This is a genomic window from Arthrobacter sp. efr-133-TYG-120 (genome assembly GCF_030209785.1).
In the GTDB taxonomy this organism is placed as follows: Bacteria; Actinomycetota; Actinomycetes; order Actinomycetales; family Micrococcaceae; genus Arthrobacter.
The window spans coordinates 24,704-47,733 of record NZ_JARVRI010000039.1 but is presented as its reverse complement, the minus strand read 5'-3'; the positions used below and the strand labels follow the sequence as shown (position 1 = coordinate 47,733).

General features: G+C 62.1%; 21 protein-coding genes. 9 read left to right on the top strand and 12 right to left on the bottom strand.

Annotated elements, in window-relative coordinates; all coding sequences use genetic code 11:
- Positions 1–138: 138 nt before the first annotated feature.
- Positions 139–1,491 carry a NosD domain-containing protein gene (locus QRN51_RS20650; protein ID WP_284991696.1) on the bottom strand — a complete coding sequence of 451 codons (1,353 nt, stop codon included), beginning with the start codon at positions 1,489–1,491 and terminating at the stop codon, positions 139–141.
- Between the two features lie 392 nt (positions 1,492–1,883).
- On the opposite strand from QRN51_RS20650, the gene QRN51_RS20645 reads away from it, so the two are divergent.
- From QRN51_RS20645 to QRN51_RS20615, 7 genes are all read left to right on the top strand, one after another.
- Positions 1,884–3,164, top strand: a complete 1,281-nt coding sequence (locus tag QRN51_RS20645; protein ID WP_284991695.1) for an ABC transporter substrate-binding protein — start codon at positions 1,884–1,886, stop codon at positions 3,162–3,164.
- Between the two features lie 66 nt (positions 3,165–3,230).
- Positions 3,231–4,118: a carbohydrate ABC transporter permease gene (locus QRN51_RS20640; protein ID WP_284991694.1), complete on the top strand. Its 888-nt coding sequence runs from the start codon at positions 3,231–3,233 to the stop codon at positions 4,116–4,118.
- Positions 4,119–4,237: 119 nt separating this feature from the next.
- Positions 4,238–5,161 carry a carbohydrate ABC transporter permease gene (locus QRN51_RS20635; RefSeq protein ID WP_284991726.1) on the top strand — a complete coding sequence of 308 codons (924 nt, stop codon included), beginning with the start codon at positions 4,238–4,240 and terminating at the stop codon, positions 5,159–5,161.
- Between the two features lie 27 nt (positions 5,162–5,188).
- A complete protein-coding gene (locus tag QRN51_RS20630; RefSeq protein WP_284991693.1) occupies positions 5,189–6,559 on the top strand; it encodes a NosD domain-containing protein in 1,371 nt (456 codons plus the stop codon).
- Between the two features lie 118 nt (positions 6,560–6,677).
- Positions 6,678–7,769, top strand: coding sequence for a LacI family DNA-binding transcriptional regulator (locus tag QRN51_RS20625; protein WP_284991692.1), 1,092 nt, complete (start codon positions 6,678–6,680; stop codon positions 7,767–7,769).
- 49 nt (positions 7,770–7,818) lie between these two features.
- Positions 7,819–8,772 (top strand): carbohydrate kinase family protein, encoded by a 954-nt coding sequence (locus tag QRN51_RS20620; protein ID WP_284991691.1) that lies wholly within the window; start codon positions 7,819–7,821, stop codon positions 8,770–8,772.
- Positions 8,765–10,306: a glycoside hydrolase family 32 protein gene (locus tag QRN51_RS20615; RefSeq protein WP_284991690.1), complete on the top strand. Its 1,542-nt coding sequence runs from the start codon at positions 8,765–8,767 to the stop codon at positions 10,304–10,306. Before QRN51_RS20620 ends, QRN51_RS20615 begins: the two co-directional genes overlap by 8 nt.
- Before the next feature lie 341 nt (positions 10,307–10,647).
- Here QRN51_RS20615 and QRN51_RS23440 read toward each other — a convergent pair whose 3' ends face one another.
- Positions 10,648–11,085, bottom strand: a complete 438-nt coding sequence (locus QRN51_RS23440; protein ID WP_059389043.1) for a winged helix-turn-helix transcriptional regulator — start codon at positions 11,083–11,085, stop codon at positions 10,648–10,650.
- A gap of 64 nt (positions 11,086–11,149) precedes the next feature.
- On the opposite strand from QRN51_RS23440, the gene QRN51_RS20610 reads away from it, so the two are divergent.
- Together QRN51_RS20610 and QRN51_RS20605 are read left to right on the top strand one after the other, a co-directional pair.
- Positions 11,150–12,190: a hypothetical protein gene (locus QRN51_RS20610; RefSeq protein ID WP_284991689.1), complete on the top strand. Its 1,041-nt coding sequence runs from the start codon at positions 11,150–11,152 to the stop codon at positions 12,188–12,190.
- 187 nt (positions 12,191–12,377) lie between these two features.
- Positions 12,378–12,902, top strand: coding sequence for a PaaI family thioesterase (locus QRN51_RS20605; RefSeq protein WP_059389045.1), 525 nt, complete (start codon positions 12,378–12,380; stop codon positions 12,900–12,902).
- Between the two features lie 39 nt (positions 12,903–12,941).
- Here the strand turns inward: QRN51_RS20605 and QRN51_RS20600 are convergent, their stop codons facing one another.
- The 10 genes from QRN51_RS20600 to QRN51_RS20555 all read right to left on the bottom strand — a co-directional run bounded on the left by QRN51_RS20600 (position 12,942) and on the right by QRN51_RS20555 (position 23,027).
- Positions 12,942–13,802, bottom strand: coding sequence for a DeoR/GlpR family DNA-binding transcription regulator (locus QRN51_RS20600; protein ID WP_284991688.1), 861 nt, complete (start codon positions 13,800–13,802; stop codon positions 12,942–12,944).
- 179 nt (positions 13,803–13,981) lie between these two features.
- Entirely contained in the window at positions 13,982–14,434 is a 453-nt protein-coding gene (locus tag QRN51_RS20595) for a VOC family protein (RefSeq protein WP_059389046.1), read from the bottom strand.
- Between the two features lie 160 nt (positions 14,435–14,594).
- Entirely contained in the window at positions 14,595–15,344 is a 750-nt protein-coding gene (locus QRN51_RS20590) for an SDR family NAD(P)-dependent oxidoreductase (protein ID WP_284991687.1), read from the bottom strand.
- 134 nt (positions 15,345–15,478) lie between these two features.
- Entirely contained in the window at positions 15,479–16,465 is a 987-nt protein-coding gene (locus QRN51_RS20585; RefSeq protein WP_284991686.1) for a Gfo/Idh/MocA family protein, read from the bottom strand.
- Entirely contained in the window at positions 16,462–17,322 is an 861-nt protein-coding gene (locus QRN51_RS20580) for a carbohydrate ABC transporter permease (protein ID WP_148667593.1), read from the bottom strand. The genes QRN51_RS20585 and QRN51_RS20580 overlap by 4 nt, the downstream gene beginning before the upstream one ends.
- Positions 17,319–18,233, bottom strand: coding sequence for a carbohydrate ABC transporter permease (locus tag QRN51_RS20575; protein WP_084784521.1), 915 nt, complete (start codon positions 18,231–18,233; stop codon positions 17,319–17,321). Before QRN51_RS20575 ends, QRN51_RS20580 begins: the two co-directional genes overlap by 4 nt.
- A 58-nt stretch (positions 18,234–18,291) precedes the next feature.
- Positions 18,292–19,557: an ABC transporter substrate-binding protein gene (locus QRN51_RS20570; RefSeq protein WP_059389049.1), complete on the bottom strand. Its 1,266-nt coding sequence runs from the start codon at positions 19,555–19,557 to the stop codon at positions 18,292–18,294.
- A 146-nt stretch (positions 19,558–19,703) separates the two neighbouring features.
- Positions 19,704–20,945 (bottom strand): MFS transporter, encoded by a 1,242-nt coding sequence (locus QRN51_RS20565; protein ID WP_284991725.1) that lies wholly within the window; start codon positions 20,943–20,945, stop codon positions 19,704–19,706.
- Between the two features lie 190 nt (positions 20,946–21,135).
- Positions 21,136–22,128 (bottom strand): Gfo/Idh/MocA family protein, encoded by a 993-nt coding sequence (locus QRN51_RS20560; RefSeq protein ID WP_284991685.1) that lies wholly within the window; start codon positions 22,126–22,128, stop codon positions 21,136–21,138.
- On the bottom strand, positions 22,128–23,027 hold the full coding sequence (locus QRN51_RS20555) for a sugar phosphate isomerase/epimerase family protein (protein WP_284991684.1): 900 nt from the start codon (positions 23,025–23,027) through the stop codon (positions 22,128–22,130). The genes QRN51_RS20560 and QRN51_RS20555 overlap by 1 nt, the downstream gene beginning before the upstream one ends.
- Between the last annotated feature and the right edge of the window lie 3 nt (positions 23,028–23,030).

The following is a 23,030-nucleotide window of genomic DNA, read 5'->3' as shown; positions in this document are numbered from 1 at the left end:
GGCGAGACCTCGGCCGGATGATCGACGAGGTGACATTTCTGCCTTGACGGCAGCGGCCGGCAGGGCAGATCAATGCGTGGGAGCGCGCCGCGAGGACGGAGACCCGGCTTCGGGACACGCTCCTGGCGCGTTGATCTGTCAGGGGGTCGGCCGGATAGCAGTGTCTGAACTGTAGGAGGTGATCTGGGAGGCTGTCCCGCTGTCGAGCACTTTCGAGTGGGTAGTTGAGGCGTCGAGAACGACGTGCTGAGAAGCGACGTCGCTGACCACGTGGTTGAGCGCGACGACGTTGGCGTCCCCTCCGGCGATCAGGATCTGCGTTGGTTGGGCGCCGGCGGGGGCGATGTTGGCGGGCGGGACGTTGTAGGCGAAGAGGTTGTCCGAGATGAGGTTATTGTCTCCCGCGATGTGGACTACGCCGTAGAGGTCGTCGAGGCCGTTGCCGCGGCCGATGAACGGCGGGTACCCCTCGTTGGTCCGGCGGATGTGGTTGGCCGTGATGAGGTTTTCCTTGCAGCCGTTCAGCAGGCGGAGCATGCCCGGGTAGAAGCCTTGGAGCCTGTTCGAAGTGACCGAGCACCGGTTGCAGCCCGTGAATTCGATGAGGCTGCGGCCTCGGGGGAAGAGGTTGTTGCCCGTGACTAGGAGGCCTTCGTGGTTCTCGGCCAGGAGCGTGACCCCGTCAGGACCGGCGCCCATGTGATTGCCGCTGACAATTGTCGCCTGCCCGGCCCCGGTGAGCTCGACGCAGTTGCCACATTCGGCGATCATGTTGTCGTTGACGCGGAGTGCGTCCGCGCCGCGCACGATCAGGGCGTGTTCGAGGTAGACGAATCCCATGCCGGTGATGTGGAAGGAGTCGTTATCGGAGGCGACTTCGATTCCGGTCTTGCCGTTGTGGTAGCTGTTCTTGCCGGGGGTGAAACCGACTCCGTCGAGGCAGAAGTCCCGGAACACGATTCCTGAAAGACGCGGATCCCCCGCCCGCTTGACGAGGAATGCCTGGGGCGCGCTCGGAGAGGTCAGGACGCGGATGTGGCTGGCTCCGGGCTGGAGGTTCTGCCATCCGGTCGGGTTCGAGTTGTCGAGGATGCTTCGGGAGAAGAAGCCATGCCCGAAGCCGGCGATGGTCAGGTAGCTCACATCGACGACGACCTGGGTGTGCAGGTCGTAGTCGCCCGGAGGGATGATGATCGCGGCTCCGGGACGCGCGTCCGGGGACGTCTGCCGCTGCTTGATGTCGGCGATGATGTCGTTGATGACCGCCCCGATGTCGGATTGCGCGGTGACCTCCGGATGGGCCTTGATCCTCCAGGTGGTGACGTCGTACGTGTTGGGCGAATTGAGGGGTGCGCCTTGCTGGCCGTCGGCCGCATTAGCATTCTGTGTTGTTCCGAAAGTCAATGCAGCCGCAAGCGTTCCGGCTGCTCCGGCACCGATCAGACGGCGGCGGCTTGGATTCGCATTTTCTAGATTCTTTCCAGTTACCACGGGTTTCTCCTCTGTATGAGATAAGACTGCTGCTCAGAATCGGGCGTTGCCGGGCCGGCCGCCAAAGGCTTGACTGTCCTTGTCATCCGCCTCGGCGGCATCACGCTCTTGTTCCCGGGAAACGGCTAATGTCCCACGTGGACTAATGTCACAACTCATGTGCCAAACCGTTTGGGCTAACCAGAGATGACACTAGGAGCCCGGCATGACGGCTGTCAACGCCAAAATTCGGACGGAAGTTTTTGGCACATCCGACGGCGTCTACCAATGATTTGTGACCCTTGACACCCGCCGCGCCCTGCGCGTAATCTGTTGCCAAGTCGTTTTGGCAAAACGGTTTTTCATCTTATCCCGTCTTCGTATTCCGTTCCCGAGAAAGGGAGTCGACAGCGATGTCCTCTCGAAAAACAATCTCCAGGCTTGCCGCCCTCGGCAGCCTTTCAGCCGCGGTAATCCTGGCCGCAACCGCATGCGGCGCAGGGGGCCCGGCGACGTCCGGGGGCGCCGCCGGCAGTTCCATCAACGTCCTCGTGGAGGCAGGCGGCCATGCAGAACTGCAGCCCATCGCCGACCAGTGCAAGAAGGACACCGGGGTCAACGTCAACTTCGTCGAACTCCCCTACGATGGCCTCTTCAACCGTCTCTCCAGCGAGTTCTCCTCCGGCACTGTCTCCTTCGATGTTGCGGCTCTTGACTCCGTGTGGCTGCCCAGTTTCAAGGACGCCCTGCAGCCCATCGATGAGCTCTTCACTGACGAGGCAAAGAAGGACATCTTCCCTTCACTGGTCAAGGAAGCCAACGTCGATGGCCATTTCATTGGAATGCCGGCGTGGACCAACGCCGAGATAGTCCTCTACCGCAAGGACCTCTTTGAGGACGCCAAGAACAAGGCCGACTTCAAGGCCAAGTACGGCTACGATCTCGCCGCGCCGAAGACCTGGCAGCAGTACCAGGACATCTCCGCCTTCTTCACCAAGGACGGCATGTATGGCACGGACGTCAAGGGCGGCGTTGAAACCGAGTACCTCACCCACGTGCTGCAGGCCGGATCGCCCATGGTCCTGGACAGCAGCAACAACGTCGTGATTGACAACGCGGCCCACAAACAAGCGCTGGATTTCTACACCAGCCTCGTCAAGGACGCCCCGGCCGGCGCGGCCCAGGTCGACTGGGCCGCCGCCCAGAACCTCTTCAACCAGGGCAAGACAGCCATGACCCAGTTCTGGGCCCACGCGTACCGGCAGATCCCCAAGGACTCTCCCGTCTACGGCAAGGTCGGAACAGCCCCGATGATCGGCGGGTCCGCCGGTGTTGCCGGTGTTCCGGGCCCCTGGTACCTCTCGGTACCCAAGGCCACCAAGAACACGGACGCCGCGAAGAAGTTCGTCAAGTGCGCCTTCGACCACAATGACCTGGCCATCCAGTCAAGCCTTGGCCTGGCAGCACGGGTCTCCGCCTTCCAGAAGTACCAGGACCAGCCCGGCTACGAGAGCTTCAAACCGCTGATCGAAACACTCAACGCTCCCGCGACGGCAACCCGTCCGGCAACAGCAAAGTGGCAGCAGATCGTCGACACCGTACTGGTTCCGATGCTCCAGAAGGCCGTCGCCGGCGGAGACAGCACGACCTTGCTCGCGGACGCCAAGTCCAAGATCCAGGCCCTCCTTAAATAAGACTCCGCGGCCGGCAGCAGCCCATGGCGTTGCCGGCCGCGGCCCCAACCAGCGGAAGAGAATCCCGTGCGCATCCCTGATCGCCGCTTCGCCCTCTACCTGATGACCCCGGCGGCGTTGTTCCTCGCAGTCTTTGTTGCCTACCCGTTGTTCCGGTTGGTCACGGACAGCTTCTTCAAAATCTCCCCGATCGTCGGGGGCCCCCGTGACTTCGTGGGCCTGGACAACTACGTCCGGGCCTTCACCTCAGAGGCCTTCATCGGTGCAGGATGGCGGACCCTCGCCTACACCCTGATGGTGGTGACCCTCGAGTTCACCCTGGGTCTGGGCATGGCCCTCCTGTTCACGACCCTGGGCCGGAAATCCCAGGTCTGGCGGACCATGTTCCTGTATCCGCTCATGATTGCCCCGATCGTGGCCGGCCTGCTGTGGAAGTTCCTCATGATCGACAACTTCGGCTTGCTCGGCACCCTGCTCAGCCAGGCCGGCATCCTGCAGAACCCAAACCAGATCGGCTGGCTGTCGAACCCGGACATCGTCCTGTTCTCCGTCGCCGTCCCGGACATCTGGCTCACGACATCGTTCATGTGCCTGGTGCTGTTCGCGGGCCTGCAGAACATCCCGGGAGACCTCATCGAGGCGGCCAGGCTCGACGGCGCCCGCGCACCGTCGCTGCTGTTCCGGATCATCCTTCCGCTGCTCCGGCCTGTCATCGCCGTGGCGCTGGTGGTCCGCGGCATCGACGCAGCCCGGGCCTTTGACACCATCCTCATCCAGACCAACGGCGGACCACAATCCGCCTCCGAAACCATGAGCCTGCTCATCTACCGCACGATGATCCGCTTCGGCGACCCAGGCCTCGCAAGCGCCATGGGCACCATCTACCTGCTGGCGATGCTCGCCATCGCCTTCGTAGCCGTAACCACCATCTGGCGGCCAGGAAAGGACACCTGATGAGCTCGGCCCAGACCCCCGACGACGGCGCCATGCTGGCCGCCGCCGTTCCCGACCGGCCACGCCACGCCGGCACCGCATACCGCAATGCGCCGGCACCGCACCAAACGGAGAGCATTATGCCAAGCCGAACAGCGACTGCGCCTCAGACCACCACGGAACCGGCGTCGGCCAGCGGAGGCCGCAAGCGCCGAGCCGTCAATCGCGAAGGACTCGAAGCCGGCAAGCGCAGCACCAGGACCATCCTGTGGATCCTCCTCGCCGCGGCGCTCGTCCTCTACGGCTTCCCGTTCCTGTACCTGCTGTTCACGTCCTTCAAGACGCCGATCGACACCATTGCCGTGCCGCCGACCATCCTCCCCAAGGAATGGACGCTGGATAACTACATCAACGCCCTGGGCCGCAATGGAGTGCCGGCGTCGTTCATCAACAGCATCCAGACCGCCGTCATCAGCACCCTGCTGTCGCTCATCCTGGCCGTCCCGGCGGCCTACGGCATCACACGCTACAAAACAGCCAGTGGCAGGGTGTTCATCATGGCCGCACTCGTCACCCGCATGGTCCCCCCGGTCGCCATCGGCATCCCGCTGGCGACCATGATGGCCTCGGTCGGACTGGCCGACACTCCGATCGCACTGTCCATCGCGCACACAACCATCTCGCTGCCGCTCTCCATCTGGCTCATGTCCAGCTTCTTCGAGGCCGTCCCACAGGACCTGGAAGAAGCAGCTACCGTGGATGGCTGCAGCCGGCTCGGAGCCCTGTGGCGGGTGGTCATCCCGGTGGTCTCCGGAGGCATCGCCGTGACAGCGATCTTCGCCTTCCTCGCCTCCTGGAACGAATTCCTGTTCGCGCTACTCATGACCGCCGTCCGGTCCCAGACCACACCCGTGGTCATCGCAAACTTCCAGACCCAGTTCGGACTGGACTGGGGATCCATGACAGCCCTCGCCGCCGTCTACTCGATCCCCGTCATCCTTCTCACCCTTCTCTTGCAGCGCAAGATCGTCGCAGGCATGACCCTCGGCGCCGTCAAGGGCTGAGAAGCCACAGCACAAAGGGAAGAACCAATGTCAAGCAACAACCATTACGACGTGACGACGTGGCCCGTCGGCAATCCGTCCGAGGACGTCGGTGAAGTAATCAACAGCATCATCGCCGATATCAAGGACCGGCAGACCGCCACCGATGCGAACAATGGAGGAAAGCCAGGCGCGGTGATCTACATTCCGCCCGGAGACTACCGCCTGCGTACGCAGGTGCTGATCGACGTCAGCTTCCTCAGGATCCACGGCTCCGGACACGGCTTTACGTCATCGAGCATCCGGTTCAACGTCCCCGAAGACGAATGGCCCGACCTGCATGAGCTATGGCCCGGGGGGAGCCGCATTCTCGTCGACCTTCCCCCCGGCGGAGACGGAGAGGAATCCAAGGGAGCCGCCTTCTACGTTGAACGAAGCGGAAGCCCACGGATCAGCTCGGTCGAGTTCTCCAACTTCTGCATCGACGGGTTGCACTTCACCCCGGACGGCTCGGGAATGCATCCGGAGAACACCTACGTCAACGGCAAGACCGGCATCTATGTCGCGAACGCCAATGACTCATTCCGCGTAACCGGCATGGGGTTCGTCTACCTTGAGAACGCCCTCACCATCTACAACGCGGACGCGCTTTCCGTTCACGACAACTTCATCGCCGAATGCGGAAGCTGCATCGAGCTGCGCGGGTGGGGACAGGCATCGAAGATCACCGACAACCTGGTCGGAGCAGGGCCCAAAGGTCACTCGATCTGCGCCGAGAACCATGGCGGGCTCCTGATAACCGCGAACAACGTCTTCCCCCGCGGTGCGAGCAGTGTCCATCTGGACGGCGTCACGCGTTCAAGCGTCACCAACAACCGTTTGCATTCGTTCTACCCTGGCATGGTGGTTCTCGCAGCGAACAGTTCGGAAAACCTCGTGGCCACGAATCACTTCCTGCGTGACCACGAGCCCTGGACACCCTTCCTGGGAGTCGACAACGGATTGGACGACCTCAACGGGCTTCTCTGTGTCAGCGGCAGCAACAACTCTGTCATCGGGAACCACTTCTCCGAGATCATCGACTCACAGAGCATCCGGCCCGCAGGTGCGACGCCCGTCATCATCCGGCTGATGGCGGGGGTCGGCAACTTCGTTTCCAACAACCACGTGGTGGCGATGGACGTTCACGCCACGTCCAGCGGATCGGCTTTCGAAGCTCAGGTGGACGCCCTGTTGACGACCGAGGCTTCGGACGGACTCGCCGTGACGGCCGTCATGGTCGATCCCGCATCAGCCCGGAATACCATCCTTGATTCCGGAAGTGACGCCCAAGTTATCGCGGACAGGGCTGTCAACGCCTTCAGGGCCACACCCACGGTCGGTTTCCAGGCGGCGCCCGAACCACTTGTGGTTCAGTAGCCCGCTCAGGCCCGGCGAGACCCCCCGGGGATCGCCATCGGGCCTCCGGGACGAATAAAACGTACCCAGCAAGTACCCGGACATAGAATCAGCATCAACATAAGGACGTGGGAGACCAATGAACAAGTCGGTTGGAATCAAGGACGTGGCAGCCGCAGCCGGCGTCTCGGTCACAACGGTCTCCCACGTCCTCAATGATGTTGTCTACGCCCGGGTGGGGGCGGAGACGAGGGAACGGGTCCACGAAGCGGCCCGGCGTCTCGGATACGGCCCGAACCGGCTGGCGCAGGCGCTGCGCACCCAACGTTCGGGCATGATCGGGTTCATCAGCGAGGAAATCGCCACCACCCCGCACGCCGGCCGGATCATTTTGGGGGCCGAGGAGACTGCACGTGCTCGCGGATACCGCATCATGATCATCAACTCCACCAGCACCAGCTCCCAGGATTCCAGGGAAAGTGATGTGGCGGATCTGTTGGACCGGCAGGTAGACGGCATCCTCTACGCCACCATGTATCACCGCAAACTGGCCGTCCCCAAGAACCTCATCGGACTCCCCGCCGTCCTGGTGGACTCCGAAGACATCAGCCACACGGTTTCCTCCGTCATCCCCGACGAAATCGCCGGTGCCAGGTCGGCCGTACAAACCCTGATCGACGCCGGACACACCCGCATCGGCATGCTCAACAACACCGACGACGTCCCCGCCACCCACTCCCGGCTCAAGGCATTCAAGGACACACTCGCAGGTGCCGGGCTGCCCTATCACGAAGAACTCGTCCAGTCCGAGCCGTCGGAGGTGCCCGGCGGCCATCAGGCGGCCCTGCGCCTGCTGAAAACCCCAAACCGGCCCACCGCTATATTCTGCTACAACGACCGCATGGCCATGGGCGCGTACCGGGCCGCCGGGGAACTCGGCCTCAGGATTCCGGACGACATTTCCATCGTCGGTTTCGATAACCAACAACTTATTGCCGAAAACATTTACCCCGCACTGACAACCGTCGCCCTTCCGCACTACGAAATGGGCGCCTGGGCCACCGAAAACCTGATCGACGCCATCGAGGGAAAAACCGACCTGCAGCTATTCGCCGCTCACCCGACCCTTCTCCCCTGTCCCCTGGTCCTTCGCGATTCCGTCGCCTCCCCAAAACATCAGGACGCTTCGAGCAGAGCAGCACCGGACTCACCTACACGCCCCAACACCTGACCTCGAGCGCGTCCAGAAACAGACGCGCCCAAACCTCCAAGGACCTTGAATGCACAGCACCCCAGTTCCCCCATGCCCTGAAACGGATGTCGTCGTCGTCGGCGAGGCCCTAATCGACATCATTGACACCGCTGCAGGGGCCGTCGAGTTCCCCGGTGGATCAGGGATGAACGTCGCGTTCGGACTCGGCCGGCTAGGCGTCAGCACCGCATTTCTCACCGCACTGGGCAGGGATGAACGCAGCAGGAGCATCCAACAACACCTCGACACCGCAGGAGTACGCCTGTTCCCGGGAGCCGAACACCTCAACCGCACGTCCACAGCCAGGGCGCTTCTGGACAGCAGCGGTTCCGCAGAGTACGAATTCGACTTCGAATGGAACCTCCCCCACATCAGCCCCACTTTCCTCCCGAAGGTGCTGCATACGGGGTCGCTGGCCTCCTTCACGGAGCCCGGAGCAACCCAAGTCCGGTCCTTGCTCGATCAGTTCTCCCGCCGCTGCTTGATCACGTACGACCCCAACATCCGCCCGACACTGCTCCACAGCCACACTGAAGCGCTCAGGACTTTCGAACACACAGTTGCCCTGGCTACCGTTGTGAAGCTCAGTTCGGACGATGCCCGGTGGCTTTACCCGCGCACGTCTCCTGACGACGTCGCGCGACGGCTGCTTGATCTCGGGACGGAACTTGCAATCATCACCGATGGCGCATCCGGATCCTATCTGCGCTCGAATGCTGCCGAGATCGAAGTGCCGGCACCACCAGTGCTCGTCAAGGATACTGTCGGCGCAGGCGACTCCTACATGTCATCGCTTATCGCCGGCCTCATCGAGGACCCCGAGGACGATTTCGGCTACGGCAAACTCACCCGGCTGGGAACCGCCGCCTCGCTCGCTGCGGCCATAACGGTCGGACGGCACGGAGCGAACCCGCCAACGCGGGCGGAACTGATCCGATCCCTGGAAGTGGCCCAGACGTCCCGAAAGAACTCCGATGACTGAAACCACAGCGCACCTTGCCGGGGGCCGCGCCGAAGAAACCGCCCCCACCATGCGGCCAATACTTCACTACACAGCCAAGAACACGTGGCTGAACGACCCCAACGGACTCGTGTGGCACCAGGGCGTCTACCACCTCTTCTACCAAAACAACCCCTTCGACAACGTCTGGGGCAACATGTCCTGGGGACACGCCACCTCAACCGACCTTCTGCACTGGACCGAACACCCGGTTGCCATCGCCTGCAACGAGGAAGAAGACGTCTTTTCCGGCAGCATCGTGGTGGACCACGGCAATACGTCGGGATTCGGCACAGCAGAAGATCCGGCCTTGGTGGCCATCTACACGAGCGCCTTCAAGGAAGGCTCGGTGCACCAAGGGACACAAGCCCAGTCTCTCGCGTTCTCAACGGACGCCGGCATGACCTGGAGCAAATACGCAGGCAACCCCGTGCTTGGCCGCGGCTCGGCCCATTTCCGGGACCCCAAGGTGTTCCGCTACGAGGGACCGGCCGGTTCCCGCTGGATCATGGTGGCGGTGGAGGCCCAGCACCAGCAGGTTGTGCTTTACCGCTCGGCCGACCTCAAGGACTGGGAATACCTGAGCACCTTCGGCCCAGCCAACGCCAGCGACGGCGAATGGGAATGCCCCGACCTCTTCCCGCTCCCCGTCGACGGAGACCCGAACAACGTCAAATGGGTCCTGGTGGTCAATATCAACCCGGGCGCCGTGGCCGGCGGCTCCGGAGGGCAATACTTCGTCGGCGACTTCGACGGCGTGCAGTTCACCGCCGACCCTGATTCGCTCGTTCCAACCGATGCCGACGGGAACGTAGATCTCAGACACTGTCTGTGGCTCGACTGGGGACGTGACTACTACGCCGCCGTCTCCTTCAGCAACGCCCCGGAGAACCGCCGCATCATGATCGGCTGGATGAACAACTGGGACTACGCCAACTCCTTGCCCACGACTCCGTGGCGCTCCAGTATGTCGCTTGCCCGCGAGATCGAGCTCGCGACGGTGGACGGTTTCCCGCGCCTGGTGCAGCGCCCCGTGCTGACCTTGGACTCCGGGGAGCCGGCCCGCACCATCCAGAACATGGAACTACTTCACAACTCCCTGCTGCAACTGCCCGACGCGACGCCCGGATCAGCCCAGCTGATCGAGGCCGAGATCCTGCCCGGCACGGCACGGCACATTGCGTTCAGGCTTCTCGGCGCACCGGACGGGAGCGCCGCAACGGTCCTTAGCTTCGATGCCCTGACGAGCCGGCTCACACTGGACCGCCGCAACTCCGGAAACACCGCCTTCCACGATAAGTTCTCGTCGGCTGAGTCCGCACCAGTGAAGCTCGACGGCGGCGCGCTTCGGCTAAAAGTAATCATCGACCAGTGCTCGGTGGAGGTCTTCGCCCAAGACGGCAGGGTTGTGCTGAGCGATCTGGTGTTCCCCCGGTCCGGGAACCTGGGCACCGACGTGTACGTCGAAGGCGGCACAGCCACGGTGCGGAAACTGGGCGTCACGTCCTTGTCCTAATGGCGGCACCGTGCTGCAGTGCCCACCGGGTCCTGCGGGAAAGAGTGCCCCAAAGGCCATAAGAGGCCGAACGCTGCGAAGGAAGCCGTCAACAATTCAGCCGTACGCTGTCACTCCATTCGAGCGCGAATCGTCGGGATCCCCAGACCGGCAGGTCCCCACTGGACGGATTCTTGCACGACGTCCCGTTTTTCTCGATGAAATTGGAGGGTGAGATCAAGGCCTTCGAGCTCGCCTCACCAGCCGCTTGTTTCGGCGCTCACAAGCCGTGAATTCCGGCTGCGTGGCGTGGTGTGTTCGGCGGCGATCGGGCGGGCACCCCGCGTCCGATCGCTGGCCGGCTAGCAGGCCTCCTCCGGGTGGCGGACAGAGAGCTCTCCTGACTTGACAGGCCTTCCGCAAGCTTCGCAGCGCACCTCAGCCACAAACATTTCGCCGCACGCATCATGCACAAACTCGACTACCGGAACGTCCGCGTCCCGGTATGCGTCACCCCAGCGCTTCAGAACCAAGATGACCTGGCCCAAATCCCTTCCTTTTTGGGTGAGTTCATACCCGGAGCCCCCGCTGCTTTCCGACAACCGCTGTTGGACGATCCCGGACTCCGTGAGCTTTTTCAAACGCGATGCAAGGATGTCCCTTGGCGCTCCCACGGCACGCAATATTTCGGTGTACCGCGACGCGCCGAACGCCAGCGCGCGAACGATGTGGAGCGACCACCGGTCATCGATCGCGCCAAGAGCAACGGCGAGTGAGTCTTTCGATGGTTTGTTTTTCAAACCGCCTCCTGTACGATTGCCTCGGTTTGATATTCAAACCATTCTAGTCGAGGAAGCCCTGAAGATGTCATTTCCCCATCCAGCCCGGGCCGGGAATGCCGCTCCCGGAACTCAGCACAGCGCGTGGATAGCCCTGGTTCTTACCGGGCTCATCATTGGTACGGCCTTCATCGCCATCTACGTCGGCATTCAGCGCAGCCCCGCACCGTTGCACTTGCCGCTGGCTGTAGTGGGCGAACCGCTCGCCACGGCAACTCAAAAGGGACTGGGCGACGCCGTCACGGTGACCGAGGTCACCTCGCTCAGCGCAGGCACCCAGATGGTTCAAAATGGCGACGCGGTTGCGGCGGTGGCCCTGACCGCGCCAACCACGTTGCAGTTCGACTACGCCGGCGCAAAGGGCCTCAGCGAGAGCGGAGCGGCCCGCGCTCTGGTCCATGGCGTAGCGGACCATGCCGGGCTTACCCTGCAGGAGAAAGACCTCGTGCCGCTGGCGCAGTACGACAGCCGAGGGCTATCTGCCTTCTACGTCGTATTCGGCGTCACACTCTCGTCATTTGTTCTGGCGCAAGGTCTCACCGGGGCCGCTGACAAGATCAGGCTGCGCCACCGCCTGTATGCCATGGGCGGATTCGCCGTACTGATCGGCGTCGTCGGGGCAACAATCGCCGGCCCCATCCTCGGAGCCCTGACGGCCCCGTGGCCGCTGCTCGCGGCAACTCTCGCGCTGCTCTCCGCGTCGGTCGCGTTCACGACCAAGGCGCTCGGCGCCTGGCTGGGAGCTGCGGGGATCGCCCTAGCAGTCATCACGCTAACCATCGTAGGCAACGCCGTCAGCGGAGCGACCATCGGCTACGACATCCTGCCCTCGTGGGGGCAAGCGGTCTCAGCGATTCTTCCCCCCGGCGCAGCGGTCCGAGCCGTCAATGACTACGGCTACTTCAACGGAACGGCCGCATGGTCATCGCTTGGCGTCCTCGCGCTTTGGGCGGCAGCGGGCTTCGGCCTGGTGTTGCTCCGCTCGGTGGCCCGCGTAAACCGCACCAAGTCTGCCGAGTCACAGCCGAACCCGAAAATCCCAGAAGCGGATCTAACGCATCCGTAGGCGGTGAGCGGGCCTTTGCGCCCTCACGAGCCTCGCCGGTGTACACGCACGTACCCGTTCGGCCGCCGTCGGGTTCTGGGCTAAGGGCTGAGATGCCCCAAGGCCTCCCCTGGGAAGTCGCGCGGTGGTTGTTCCATGGGCTCGAGCGAGGCGATTACGGGCTCACCAAAAATTAGGAGGAAACCTCATGTCAACCAACAACCCAGCGGAACGGTCGGAAACCTTCACCTGGATTGATCCGGCAATCGCGCTCGAACAGCTGCCACGGCTGTCGGGTCTGGACTACTTTTCCGGCCTCCGCGACGGCAGCATTGCGCCGCCGCCGATCGCTTCCCTCATGAATTTCGATCTCGTCGATGCGAGGTACGGACACGTCGAGTTCCAGTGCTGGCCGGGAGAAGCGCACTACAACCCCCTCGGAATGGTGCACGGCGGCCTGGCCTGCACGCTCCTCGACACGGTGCTCGGCTGCGCAGCACACAGTACCTTGGAAGTCGGGATCGGCTACACCTCTATCGATCTGGCGGTCAAGTACCTGCGACCAATCACGCTCAACAAGGGTGAACTTCGTGCGGAGGGGTCAGTCGTAAAATCCGGCCCGCGGGTGATATTCACCGAAGGGCGCCTCAGCACCGCCAGCGGTGAACTCCTCGCCACCGCCACGAGCACGCTGCTTATCTTCCCCCGCCAACCGGGCGCTCGGACAACATGACTGATACCGGCACCGCCGTTGCCCTGTGACGCCTGCCGCTCAGGATCGCGCGTTACCACCGGGCCCCCTTTCGGTTGCGTACGCGAGTGGACTTGGGCCTCCTTCGCCGAAAGTAGCCAAGCGGACGGTAACCCCGAGTTGTCGGATATTGTTTTGCACGTCTAGTGGTAGTCGATCGTCGGTTACGACAGCATCGAGCATCTGCAAAGGTGCAACGTTGAAAAGGGAGACGGTGCCGAACGTGGTGCTGTCCGCGAGTAGGAACCTCGAGGACGACGCTTTGAGGGCTGCCCGTTTTACCTCGATTTCGTCCATGGAAGGTGCCATGAGGCCCCTGGAAATGTTCCACGTCCGGCTGCTGAGGAAGGACAAATCAATGTTGACGAATTTGAGCGCTTCGGTGGCGAGGGGCCCCTGACTGGAAGCGCTCGCCGGGTCCACTGCTCCGCCAGTGTGGATGGTTTCTATGTTCGGGTAGGCGAACAAGCTTGTGACGATGTGGAAGTCGTTGGTTACTACGGTAAGGTGCCGGCGCGCGGCGAGGAAGGGCACGAGTGATCGACACGCGGTGCCGGCGTCGAGGAAGACAACCATGTCATCCTTTATTGATTGGGCTGCGAGCTTGGCAATCGCCTTTTCGCGCGGGGCTCCGGGTCGGGCCCGAAGTTTGGGTTCCCCTGCAGGTTTCTGGCCGTGCTGCTTTGTGAGCCGAACACCACCACGGACTGAGCTCACTTGGCCAGTGGACTCCAGGGCAGTGATGTCACGACGGACCGTCATGTGAGAGACATTCATATAGGCCGTGAGGCCGCGGACACTCAGAATGCCCTCCTGCCGCAGGAGGCGGAGGATTTCCTGGTGCCTCTGCTCGGGAATCATGGATCGGGCTGCTGGACTCACGAGGTTCCCTTCAAAGGTTTGGACCGGCACCATGAGCGGGCGCCTAGAGGTTTGATGCGTGACGGCGGCTTTTCGTCCGAACCGTCAAGTAGCCCCTGTTTTCTTGCGTATCGTCTACGGCCCGATATCCTCACCTGGCGTCCGAGGATTCCGGGCATGTTCTTCTGGGTCCCGATGGCTCAAGACTTGTCGCTTCCCTGCCAGTCGGGCGCCTGAATGAGCTCCACCCGATTTCCGTCTGGATCGAGGAGGTAGACCAGCCACCCGCCTGCAATCGGGCCTGAGGCCGGGGCAACGGGTTCGGATACCGCCTCGTAACCAAGAGCTGTCATCTTGGCGTAAACCTGCCGTACGTCGATATCTGTGAAGGCAAGGTGTGCTGTGCCCGGCTGCGCCTCTGATGGGTCGACTGCGGGCAGTAGAGGCTCGGCATGGGCAAGTTCCAGCCGGAAGGCTCCGTCACCGGTAGCGAGAAGCATGGCTTTGACCTTTACGTTGGGACGGCCGTAAAGTTCGCCGATGTATGGTCCCGACGTCCACGCATCCAAGCGGGTCAGTCCAAGGCCATCCACGTAGAATCGCGCGCTGCGCTCCATATCCGTTACGTGCAGGGCAGTGTGATGATGTCGCATTAAGTGTCTCCTTGGGTCAAGGCCTTCCTACTCGTCTCCGATTGTTGAATTACTTTCCAGGAGATGAGACCAGCCTTGAAGCGTTGATATTGGATGGGTTGGGGGCATAGGCATAGCAGCGCTGGGCGACGGCATGTGAGAAGCCCCGTGCCGGTTGGTTTCAGGTTCCGATTCCCAGGTGTGCTCCGCCTGCCACATCGAGGGAAACGCCTGTGATGTAGCGGTTGTCGGGATCGGCGAGGAAGAGGATGGCGCGGGCGACTTCGTCGGGTTCGGCGAACCGGCGCATCGGCAGTTGTGCGGCCCGCTTCGCCCGGTTGGCAGCCGCGTCCGGTCCGGAGTCTTTCGCGAATTGTGCCCACATGGGTGTGTTCACCGGGCCTGGTGCGATGGCGTTAACCGAGATGCCGTTGGGCCCGAGCAGCTCGGCGAATGACCACATGATGTGAAGTACCGCTAGCTTGCTCGCGTTGTACGGCAGGTAGTTGAGGCGTGCTTCCTTGGCCGCAACGGAGGACAGGACCACGATGGCGCCGGCGGTGCCGGACTCGAGCATCGATTTGGCTGTTTCCCGCACCATCGTGAAGGTCGCGGAGGCGTTGATCCTCAGAATGGAGTCGAACTCTTCGGTTGTTGTCTCCATAATGCCGGGGGTGGGGCCGAGCACTCCCGCTGCGTGGATCAGGACATCAATGCGGCCGTGTTTGGATGCGATGTCCTGGATTGCGGCTGCGCATTGCTGTTCCGAGGTGATGTCGAGGGGGTAGAACGCCTCCAAGGGCTGGTCCTCTTTGGGGGAACGGTCAGCGCCAACGACGATGGCGCCTGCAGCTTTGAGTGCGCTGACAGCGGCGTCGCCGATTCCGCCGCTGGATCCGGTTACCAGAACCACCTGGTCTTTGAGGCTCATTTGATATCGCTTCCATGAATGTGGGTGCACCGCGGTCCCCCCGCGGCTGGAGTGTGAGGTGATCGTTTCATGTTCATTTCCTTAGTTGAGATTGCTCGGTTCGGCCGGTCGCCATGTGGTCAGGTTTGATGATGCTACGGGGCGAGCTCGTCCTTAGCTCGGGAGGCTACAGCTGCCAGGAGGGCATCGGCGATTTCGGTGGCGCGGAGTGCCTGGGCGAATGTGACTGCAGGGGTTTCACCCGAGCAGAACCTCAGAGCCGACTCGGCCTGGCGAAGGAAGAGGTCCGAGGGATCGAAGGTCTTCTCGTACTGGCTGCCGTCCCGTTCCCACGCGTGGAGGGAATCGTTGGACCACAGCATCCGGCCGGTGCTTGCCAGGACATCGATGGTGAGGCTCCAGTCCCCTTGGTTGAGACCTTGAGACTCCTGCCAGGGAGACCAGTAGCTCTGAAGGTTAAACACCGTGCCCTCAGGAAATTCGAGGGTGGCGACGACGTGTTCTGGTACCGGCGAGCCGTACAGGCTGCTGCTGGCGCTGGTGGCCAGTACTCTCGGGTCGCCATCGAACCAGGAGGAGACTAGTTCGATGGCGTGAATGCCGTTGATGACGGCGACGCCGCCCTCCTTCGGGTCGGCGCGCCACGAGTCGACCTTCTGTTTATGGGCCACGGAGCGGACGGACACGGCGACCACGTCGTGGTCCCTGACCCATTGAGAGACAACCGGTGCGGCGGGGTGCTGGTGGAGCGTGTACCCGACCATGAGGCGTTCGCTGACGCCGGATGCAGCGGCCAGGACGGCGGCGCCCTCTGCGTCTGCGGCTACCGGTTTTTCGGTCAGGACACGCAATCCCCTGCTGAGAAGGTCTGCGCAAACGTCCGGTTGCATGGTGGTTGGGAGGGCAACGACGACTAGGTCCAGGTCCTCGGGGCGGAGTGTCTCTGTGCTGGGTAGCAGCACTGCGCCCAGTTCCTGGGCGAGTGGGTAGGCGCGGTGGTCCTTGTCAACAAGGAAGACGACGTTGGCACCGGCTGCGGCGAATGCTCGTGCGTGTCGTGATCCGGCCCAGCCGGCTGCTCCAACGACGGCGACCCGGGGAGCCTGTTCCGTTACGGTCATGATTTGACGCCTCCCGAGGTCAGGCCTGCGATGAACCAGCGTTGGAATATGGCGAAGATGCCCAGGACGGGCACGAAGGCGACGATGACGAAGGCGCCGAAGGAGGCCCAGAAGTTGCCGAAGCCGGTGGAGATGTAGCGGACGATGCCGTTCTGCACGGTCTTCATGTCCTCGGTTGTTGCGAGGACGGTTCCGACAAGGAAGTCGTTCCAGACGAACACGAAGATGAAGATTGCAACGGCTGCTATACCAGGACGGATCAGGGGCAATACGATCCGCAGGAGGATTTGGCGCCGGCTGCAGCCATCGATCGCCGCTGCTTCCTCGATCTCAACCGGAATGTTTTCGATGAAGTTCCGCAGGAACAGGATCGTTTGTCCGCAGATGATGCCCGTGTAGACCACGATCAGCAGAGGGTAGGTGTTGATGAGGGACGTTTTGACGAACATCGAATAGAGCGCAATGAAAACGACGACACCAGGGACCATGGACAGCACGAGGATTGCCGTCATGAGGGCCTCCATTCGGCGGCCGCGGAAGCGGGTGGCGACATACGCTGCAGGTATGCACACAGCCAAGGCCAAGACGATTGACCCGACGGCGTAGATGAGTGAGTTCGCAAAGAAGCGAATATTGGCGGAGGTAAACAGCCCGCCGTAGCTGCCGAAGGAGACCGGGTCGGGGATCCATACCGGCGGGAAAGCCACCGTATTGGCTTCAGTCTTCAGGGACGTCGACAAGATCCACAGGATGGGTGGCAGCACCAGGGCAGCGGTCACGGTAATAACGGCCCAAATGGGTAACCGTTGCAGAATCTGCCCCGGGCGTCGGCGTCGGGCGGGGATAGTGGCAGTCACAGGGTGTCCTTCCGTCGGAAGCGGATTGCTACCAGGGTCAGGGCGATGTTGATCGCGAAGAGCAGGATGGCCGTTGCCGAAGCTCCCGACAGGTCGAAGTTCTGGAACGTCTTGTTGAATACGCGCATGGAGAGCGTTTCGGTACCGCCAAGCGGGCCGCCGCGCGTGGTGACCAGGATGATGGTCACCATCTGCACATAAAGCATCATCAGGACGACCACGACCGAGACGATGGTGTTCCGGAGGAAGGGCAGCGTGATGTTCACAAACCCCTGCCAGGCATTCCCTCCGTCGACGCGAAGGCTCTCGTAAAGTTCCATGGGAACGGTCTGCAGAGCCCCGAGGAAGAGGACCATGGCTTGGGGGTAAGACCACCATGCGGTGATGAGGGTCACGGCCACAAGGGCCGAACCAGGCGATGAGAACACGTCCGTGGGTCCGAAACCAAGAGCCTTAGTGATGGCCGTGCCCGGACCGTAGTTGGGGTTGAGGAACCACAGCCACAGTGTGCCGACGGTGGCTTGGGACATCAGCCAAGGAAGCAGGAACAGGCTCCGGACCGTCCGCTTGAAGCGGATGATCTTGTTCAAGACCATTGCAGAGGCAAACCCCAGCGGCACGGCGATGGCCAGCGCACCAAGTGAGAAGGCAAGGGTGGTGCCGATCTGTTTGGGAAGGTCCTTGTCTGAGAAGAGCTTCGTGAACGAATTCAGACCGGAGAATTCTTTGATCTGGTAGTACGTGGTTTCGTGGAGGGCAGTCCAGGCTGTGAAGACCAGGGGCCCGACGAAGACGAAGAGGAAGACCGCTACGACCGGGACGACGTAGAGCCAGACAGCGCGGTCTTTCCGGGAAGTCCGGATTCGGGGTTTGATACTCCGCGCTGTGCGTTGTACTTGTGTCACTGACATGAGGTTCGCTTTCCTGGGGCCAGGGCTGTTCCGTCGTTATTCCAGTCCGGACCGAGGCTCACTTGTTGGCCGCGTCCTGGGCAATCTTCATGAACTCGTCCGCTGAACGGTTGTTGAGGTACAGCTCCTGGCCGGCGCCGGCGAGGCCCCCCGCGATAGCAATCCAGTTGTCCGGGTAGGGGTGTGGCTCGCTGTGCTGCTCGACGAATTTACTGACGTCCAGCACGGTCTTGGCCCCGAGAGTGGTGAAGTAGGGATCCTTGAAGGTCGCGGAGCGAGTGGGTACGTCACCTCCGGTTGCCATGACTGCCCCGGCTTTCGGGCCGGTCATGTACTCAATGAACTTCCAAGCGGCCTGGGCATGCTTGCTCCCGGCACCGATGCCAAGCGTCCAGCCGAATGTCGATCCGGTATCCGAGCCGTTTGAGGTCTTGGGCAGGGTGGAGGACTTGATGTCCGGGTTCGCCTTCTGCAGGGTCAACAGGCGTTCAGTTCCAAGGACGGCCATCGACACAGTGCCGTTTTGGAGACCGTCATTGACTGTGGAGTACTGGTCCCCCACCACACTCTTGGACATGCCTCCGGCTTTTTTGAGCTTGACAAGGAAGTCGGCGAATTCCTTGCCCTTCTCAGTGTTGAAGGTGGCTTTGCCGTCCTGACCTGAGACTTCCTGCCCCACCTGACTCATGAAGCAATCAAAGAAGGTCGAGATGATCGCCGAGTTGTCGACGCCGGAGAATCCCGTCCCAAACCCCGTATAACCGGCGGCTGCTGCTTTTCCAGCTACGTCCGCGACCTGGTCCCATGTCGTGGGTACTGCCGCTCCGATCTGCTTGAGGATCTTGTCGTTGTAATAGAGGGTGCAGGTGCGGTAGTCGTACGGCACGGCTACCTGTTTTCCATCCTTGTCCGCCAGCTTATCCACCGGGCGCAGCCAGTCGGTGATCTGCTTGGCCTCCCCTGGAAGCGGCTGATAGACCTGGGCGGCAGCCATCTGTGGAACCACCGGTGCGTACATCTTCACAACGTCCGGCGTCTGACCCGCTGCTGCCGCCTGCGGGAGCCTGCTGATCATGTCGCCGAAGGAAACCGTCGAAAGCTGGACATGGATGTTGGGATTTTCCTTCTCGAAGTTCTCGATGTTCTGCTTCAGCGCCGCGGACCGGGGGTTGTTCTGGCTCGGGTCCATGAAGTCCCAGTACGTCAACGTCACGGGACCGGCTTCACTGTTGTTGCCGGCGTCGCCCGGATTGCTGCTTGAGCAGCCTGTCAGCAGTGCCGCGGCCAGGGCAACAGCAGTCAAAGAACCTGCACTTTTGATCATTGCGTCTCTCCTTTGAGATCGGTTGCATTCATATCAGTAGAAATGAGATCGGTTGCTGAGATCGGTTGCAATAAACATAGGATGGCGAAAAGGGTCTGTCAAGGAATTATTTGGCTCAGGCTTTGGAGTACTGGCGTTCTGGGTTGTCAGCGAAGATGATGTCGACTTTGTGAGCAGCTGGAGCCGGGCACCGCGTCAGTGTCTTGCTCTGTTGAGTGCCTGGCGGTCTCGCCCGGGAGTGCATCTTCAAGCACGCGCGGTCTGTTGATCATCAGGGCTCCCACGGTAAGCACGAGGAGCCAGGCTCCGAGCATGCCGAACGAGGGTAGCCAGTGGTCCCCTGGCTGATGCAGGAGACCAAAAAGGAATGGGCCGAGGCTTGCGAGGGTGTAGCCGACTCCCTGGGCGAACCCGGACAGTACCCCCGACCCGGTTTGTGTTCGTGCTCGCTTATTGATCATGGTAAACGCGAAGGAGTATGCGCCCTGACCAAGCCCGGCGATGGCTACCCACACTGCGGCAGAAGTTATCGGAGCAAAGATGATGCCTCCATAGCCGGCCGAGAACGTGACGACGAACAGGATTGCGATGGGTAGCGGGCGAGGCATCCTTACCACAGCAAAAGGCACACCAAGGCCGACCGGCAGGCCGAGGATGGAATAGAGCGCCAACATAAACCCGGCGGTTCCCGGACTCATCCCTCTGTCTATAAGAACAACCGGAAGCCATGTAAGGGCAGCAAACGTGTTGCTCGAGCAACCCGCGAAGATTAGTGCCGTACCCCAGCCAATCGATGATCTCCAGGGCTTGATCACGCTGGTGCGGGGCGGCGGTACTTCGCTGGTTGGCGGTTTCCTGACGCGGGCAGCCGTACGCCTGCCCGCAAGGACCGTCAGCCAGGGTACCGTTGCGGCGGCGCTGATTACCGCCCAGATACCGATGGAGAACCGCCAGCCATACATACCCGCCAAGGGTATGGCGGCTTGGGCGGCCACGGCGGTGCTGACGGCGAGGAGTGTCACGTGGAGGGCAGGGAGGATCCCGATTTTATCGGGGAAATACTTCATCAACAGCGGCGGAATCACCACATTTACCACCCCGATCCCCATCATGGCGACACAGGTGAACACCAAAAAGGCGAGGGTAGTCGACCCCAGTGCGCGTCCGATCTGGCCGAGTGTTGTCAGCAGGATTGACACCAGCAGCAGGTGTTCGGGCTGGGTACGGCGGATCAGAGGGACAGCCAGGAAGCCCATCGCTGCGAAGCCGGCGGTCGGCAGCATACCAAGGATCCCGGTCGTCACGGCGTCGAGGGGTAGGTCACCGCTTATTGGACCAAGGAGTGGGGATACCGCCGAAACCGCCTGTCTGGCGCTGAACGCGACCAGCAGGATACCAACGAGAGGGGTGAGCCGGCCGCGCAGCGGTTGTCGTCCCGCTCCCCCGATTTTCGGGTTGCTCTGGTGGAGGCGGTTTGGAGCTATTTTGTGCCTCCCTATGCTCAGCGGCTTGTGGAGGCCGTGGTTTCAACAGTTCTCGGTGCAAGACCTAACCCGAGGGATGGGCGAGCTTGGTTGTTCAGCTTCCGTGCACTGCGTGGCTGGCCCATTCCCGGCCGGCTTGTTCCTCTGTCGGGAGCCCCGATGCGGCGAGGATCCGGTCGAGCAGGCGTTGGGTGTGGACAGCTTCACGGCCTGAGGTCAGCGGCTGCGCCCGGTCGGCGACCCGGTCGAGGAAATGGTGAACGGCGGCAGAAAAGCCCAGAGTGTCTGTCGCGGTGGCCCAGCCAAACGCCTCGGCGCTGAGTTCCCGGGATGTGGTGACTCCCTTGACGGTGGTCGAGACCGTTTCGGGTGCCCTGATTTCAACGGTCTTACCGCCGCCATAGGCGTCAAGTTTTTCGTTCCAGGCTCCTGCTGTGCGGGCTGCCATGAGGACCCCGGTGTTGCCGGTGCTGAAGCGGATGGTTGCTGCGACGCCGTCTTCTTCCCAGGGGTCGTCACCAGCGGCGTGGGCGGCGACGTGCTCGGGTTCGCCGCCGCAGTACCAGCGGAGGAGATCGACCATATGGATGGCATTTTCGAATGTTGCACGGTATTCGGAGCCGGGGCGGTTTTTCTGGGCGACGCAGAAGGTGGCGCCTTTGGTACCGAAAACTTCCCGGCCGGCAGTGTAGACCGGAGCGTAGCGGCGGTTGAAGTCGACCATCAGGATGCGGCCGCGCTCGTCGGCGAGGTCTGCCAGACGTTCTGCCTCATCGGTTGCCGGAGCCAAGGGTTTTTCGCAGAACACGTCGACATCACGTCTCAGGCATAGCTGGACGGCGTGGGCGTGCTCGGAACGTGGCGTCAGCACGAAGACTGCGTCCAGCTCCTGCGAATCCACCATGTCCTCCACGGTCTTGTAGGCGGCGCCGAATCCCCAGCGCCTGACCAGGCTGCTTGGGTCATCCCGGCGGGACACCAAGGCGGCCAATTCGACGTCGGCACGTTGCACGAGGGTGGGCAATTGGGCAATGGTGGCGATATTGCCCGCGCCGACAACTCCGACGCGTAGACGGTTGGTGTTCATCAGGCGTTCCTTACTTCAGTCAGGTCAGAGAGCATGGCGCGAAGGACGGCGGCGGATTCCCGGAATCCGTCCTCGGGCGCGGGGAGGTCTTGAGGATGCCAGCGGTACTCGAGCTCGATGCTCAGCACGTCGTCGTAGCCGTGCTGCAGCAACGCGGCGAGGATGTCGGACCATGGAACGACGCCGCCTCCGACCACGCGCGACCTGACAGCCCGTTCGGAAGCGTTGACCCGGGCCGTTTCCGTGGCGCGGAAGGCTGCGTTGGGATCCGTAAAGACCAGGTCCTTCACATGCACGTGACCGACCAGATCTCCTTGAACAGCAAAGGCCTGTTCGAACGTTTCGTCGTGCGTGAAGGTCAGGTTCGCCTGGTCATAGAGAACGCGGACCGCCGGATGGTCAATTTCCCGGACCAGGGCAGCGGTGGCCGCCGCGGTCTGGGTCATGGTGCCGAAGTGGTTTTCCACGCAGAGGCGAACGCCCGCCTGGCCAGCTTCGGGCGCCAGGGTCTCCAATGCTTCACGCAGTTTTGCCCAACGCGCCGCGTGGTCGTTGTCCCCAGGGTGCCAGGAACCGGCATAGACACGGACCCGGTCAGCGCCGAGCACGTGTGCGGTTTCTATGGCGCCACGAAATTCATCAACTGCTGTGCGCCATTCCGCGTCGTCCAGTGAGTTGATGGCGGTCGTGTAAGGCGTCAGACCTACGATGGGTATCCCTGCGGTATCGGCCGCTTTCATTGCCTCCGCCGCAGCACGCCGGTCACCTAATGGCAACCCTGATTTGTAGTCATCCTGGTAGATGACTTCGGCTGCATCGAGCCCTGCGGCTCGGAAGAGATCAAGTGCTTGGGGAACCGTGTGGTCCGGGGTGCCTAGTGTGTGACCGGCTAGCCGCATTTG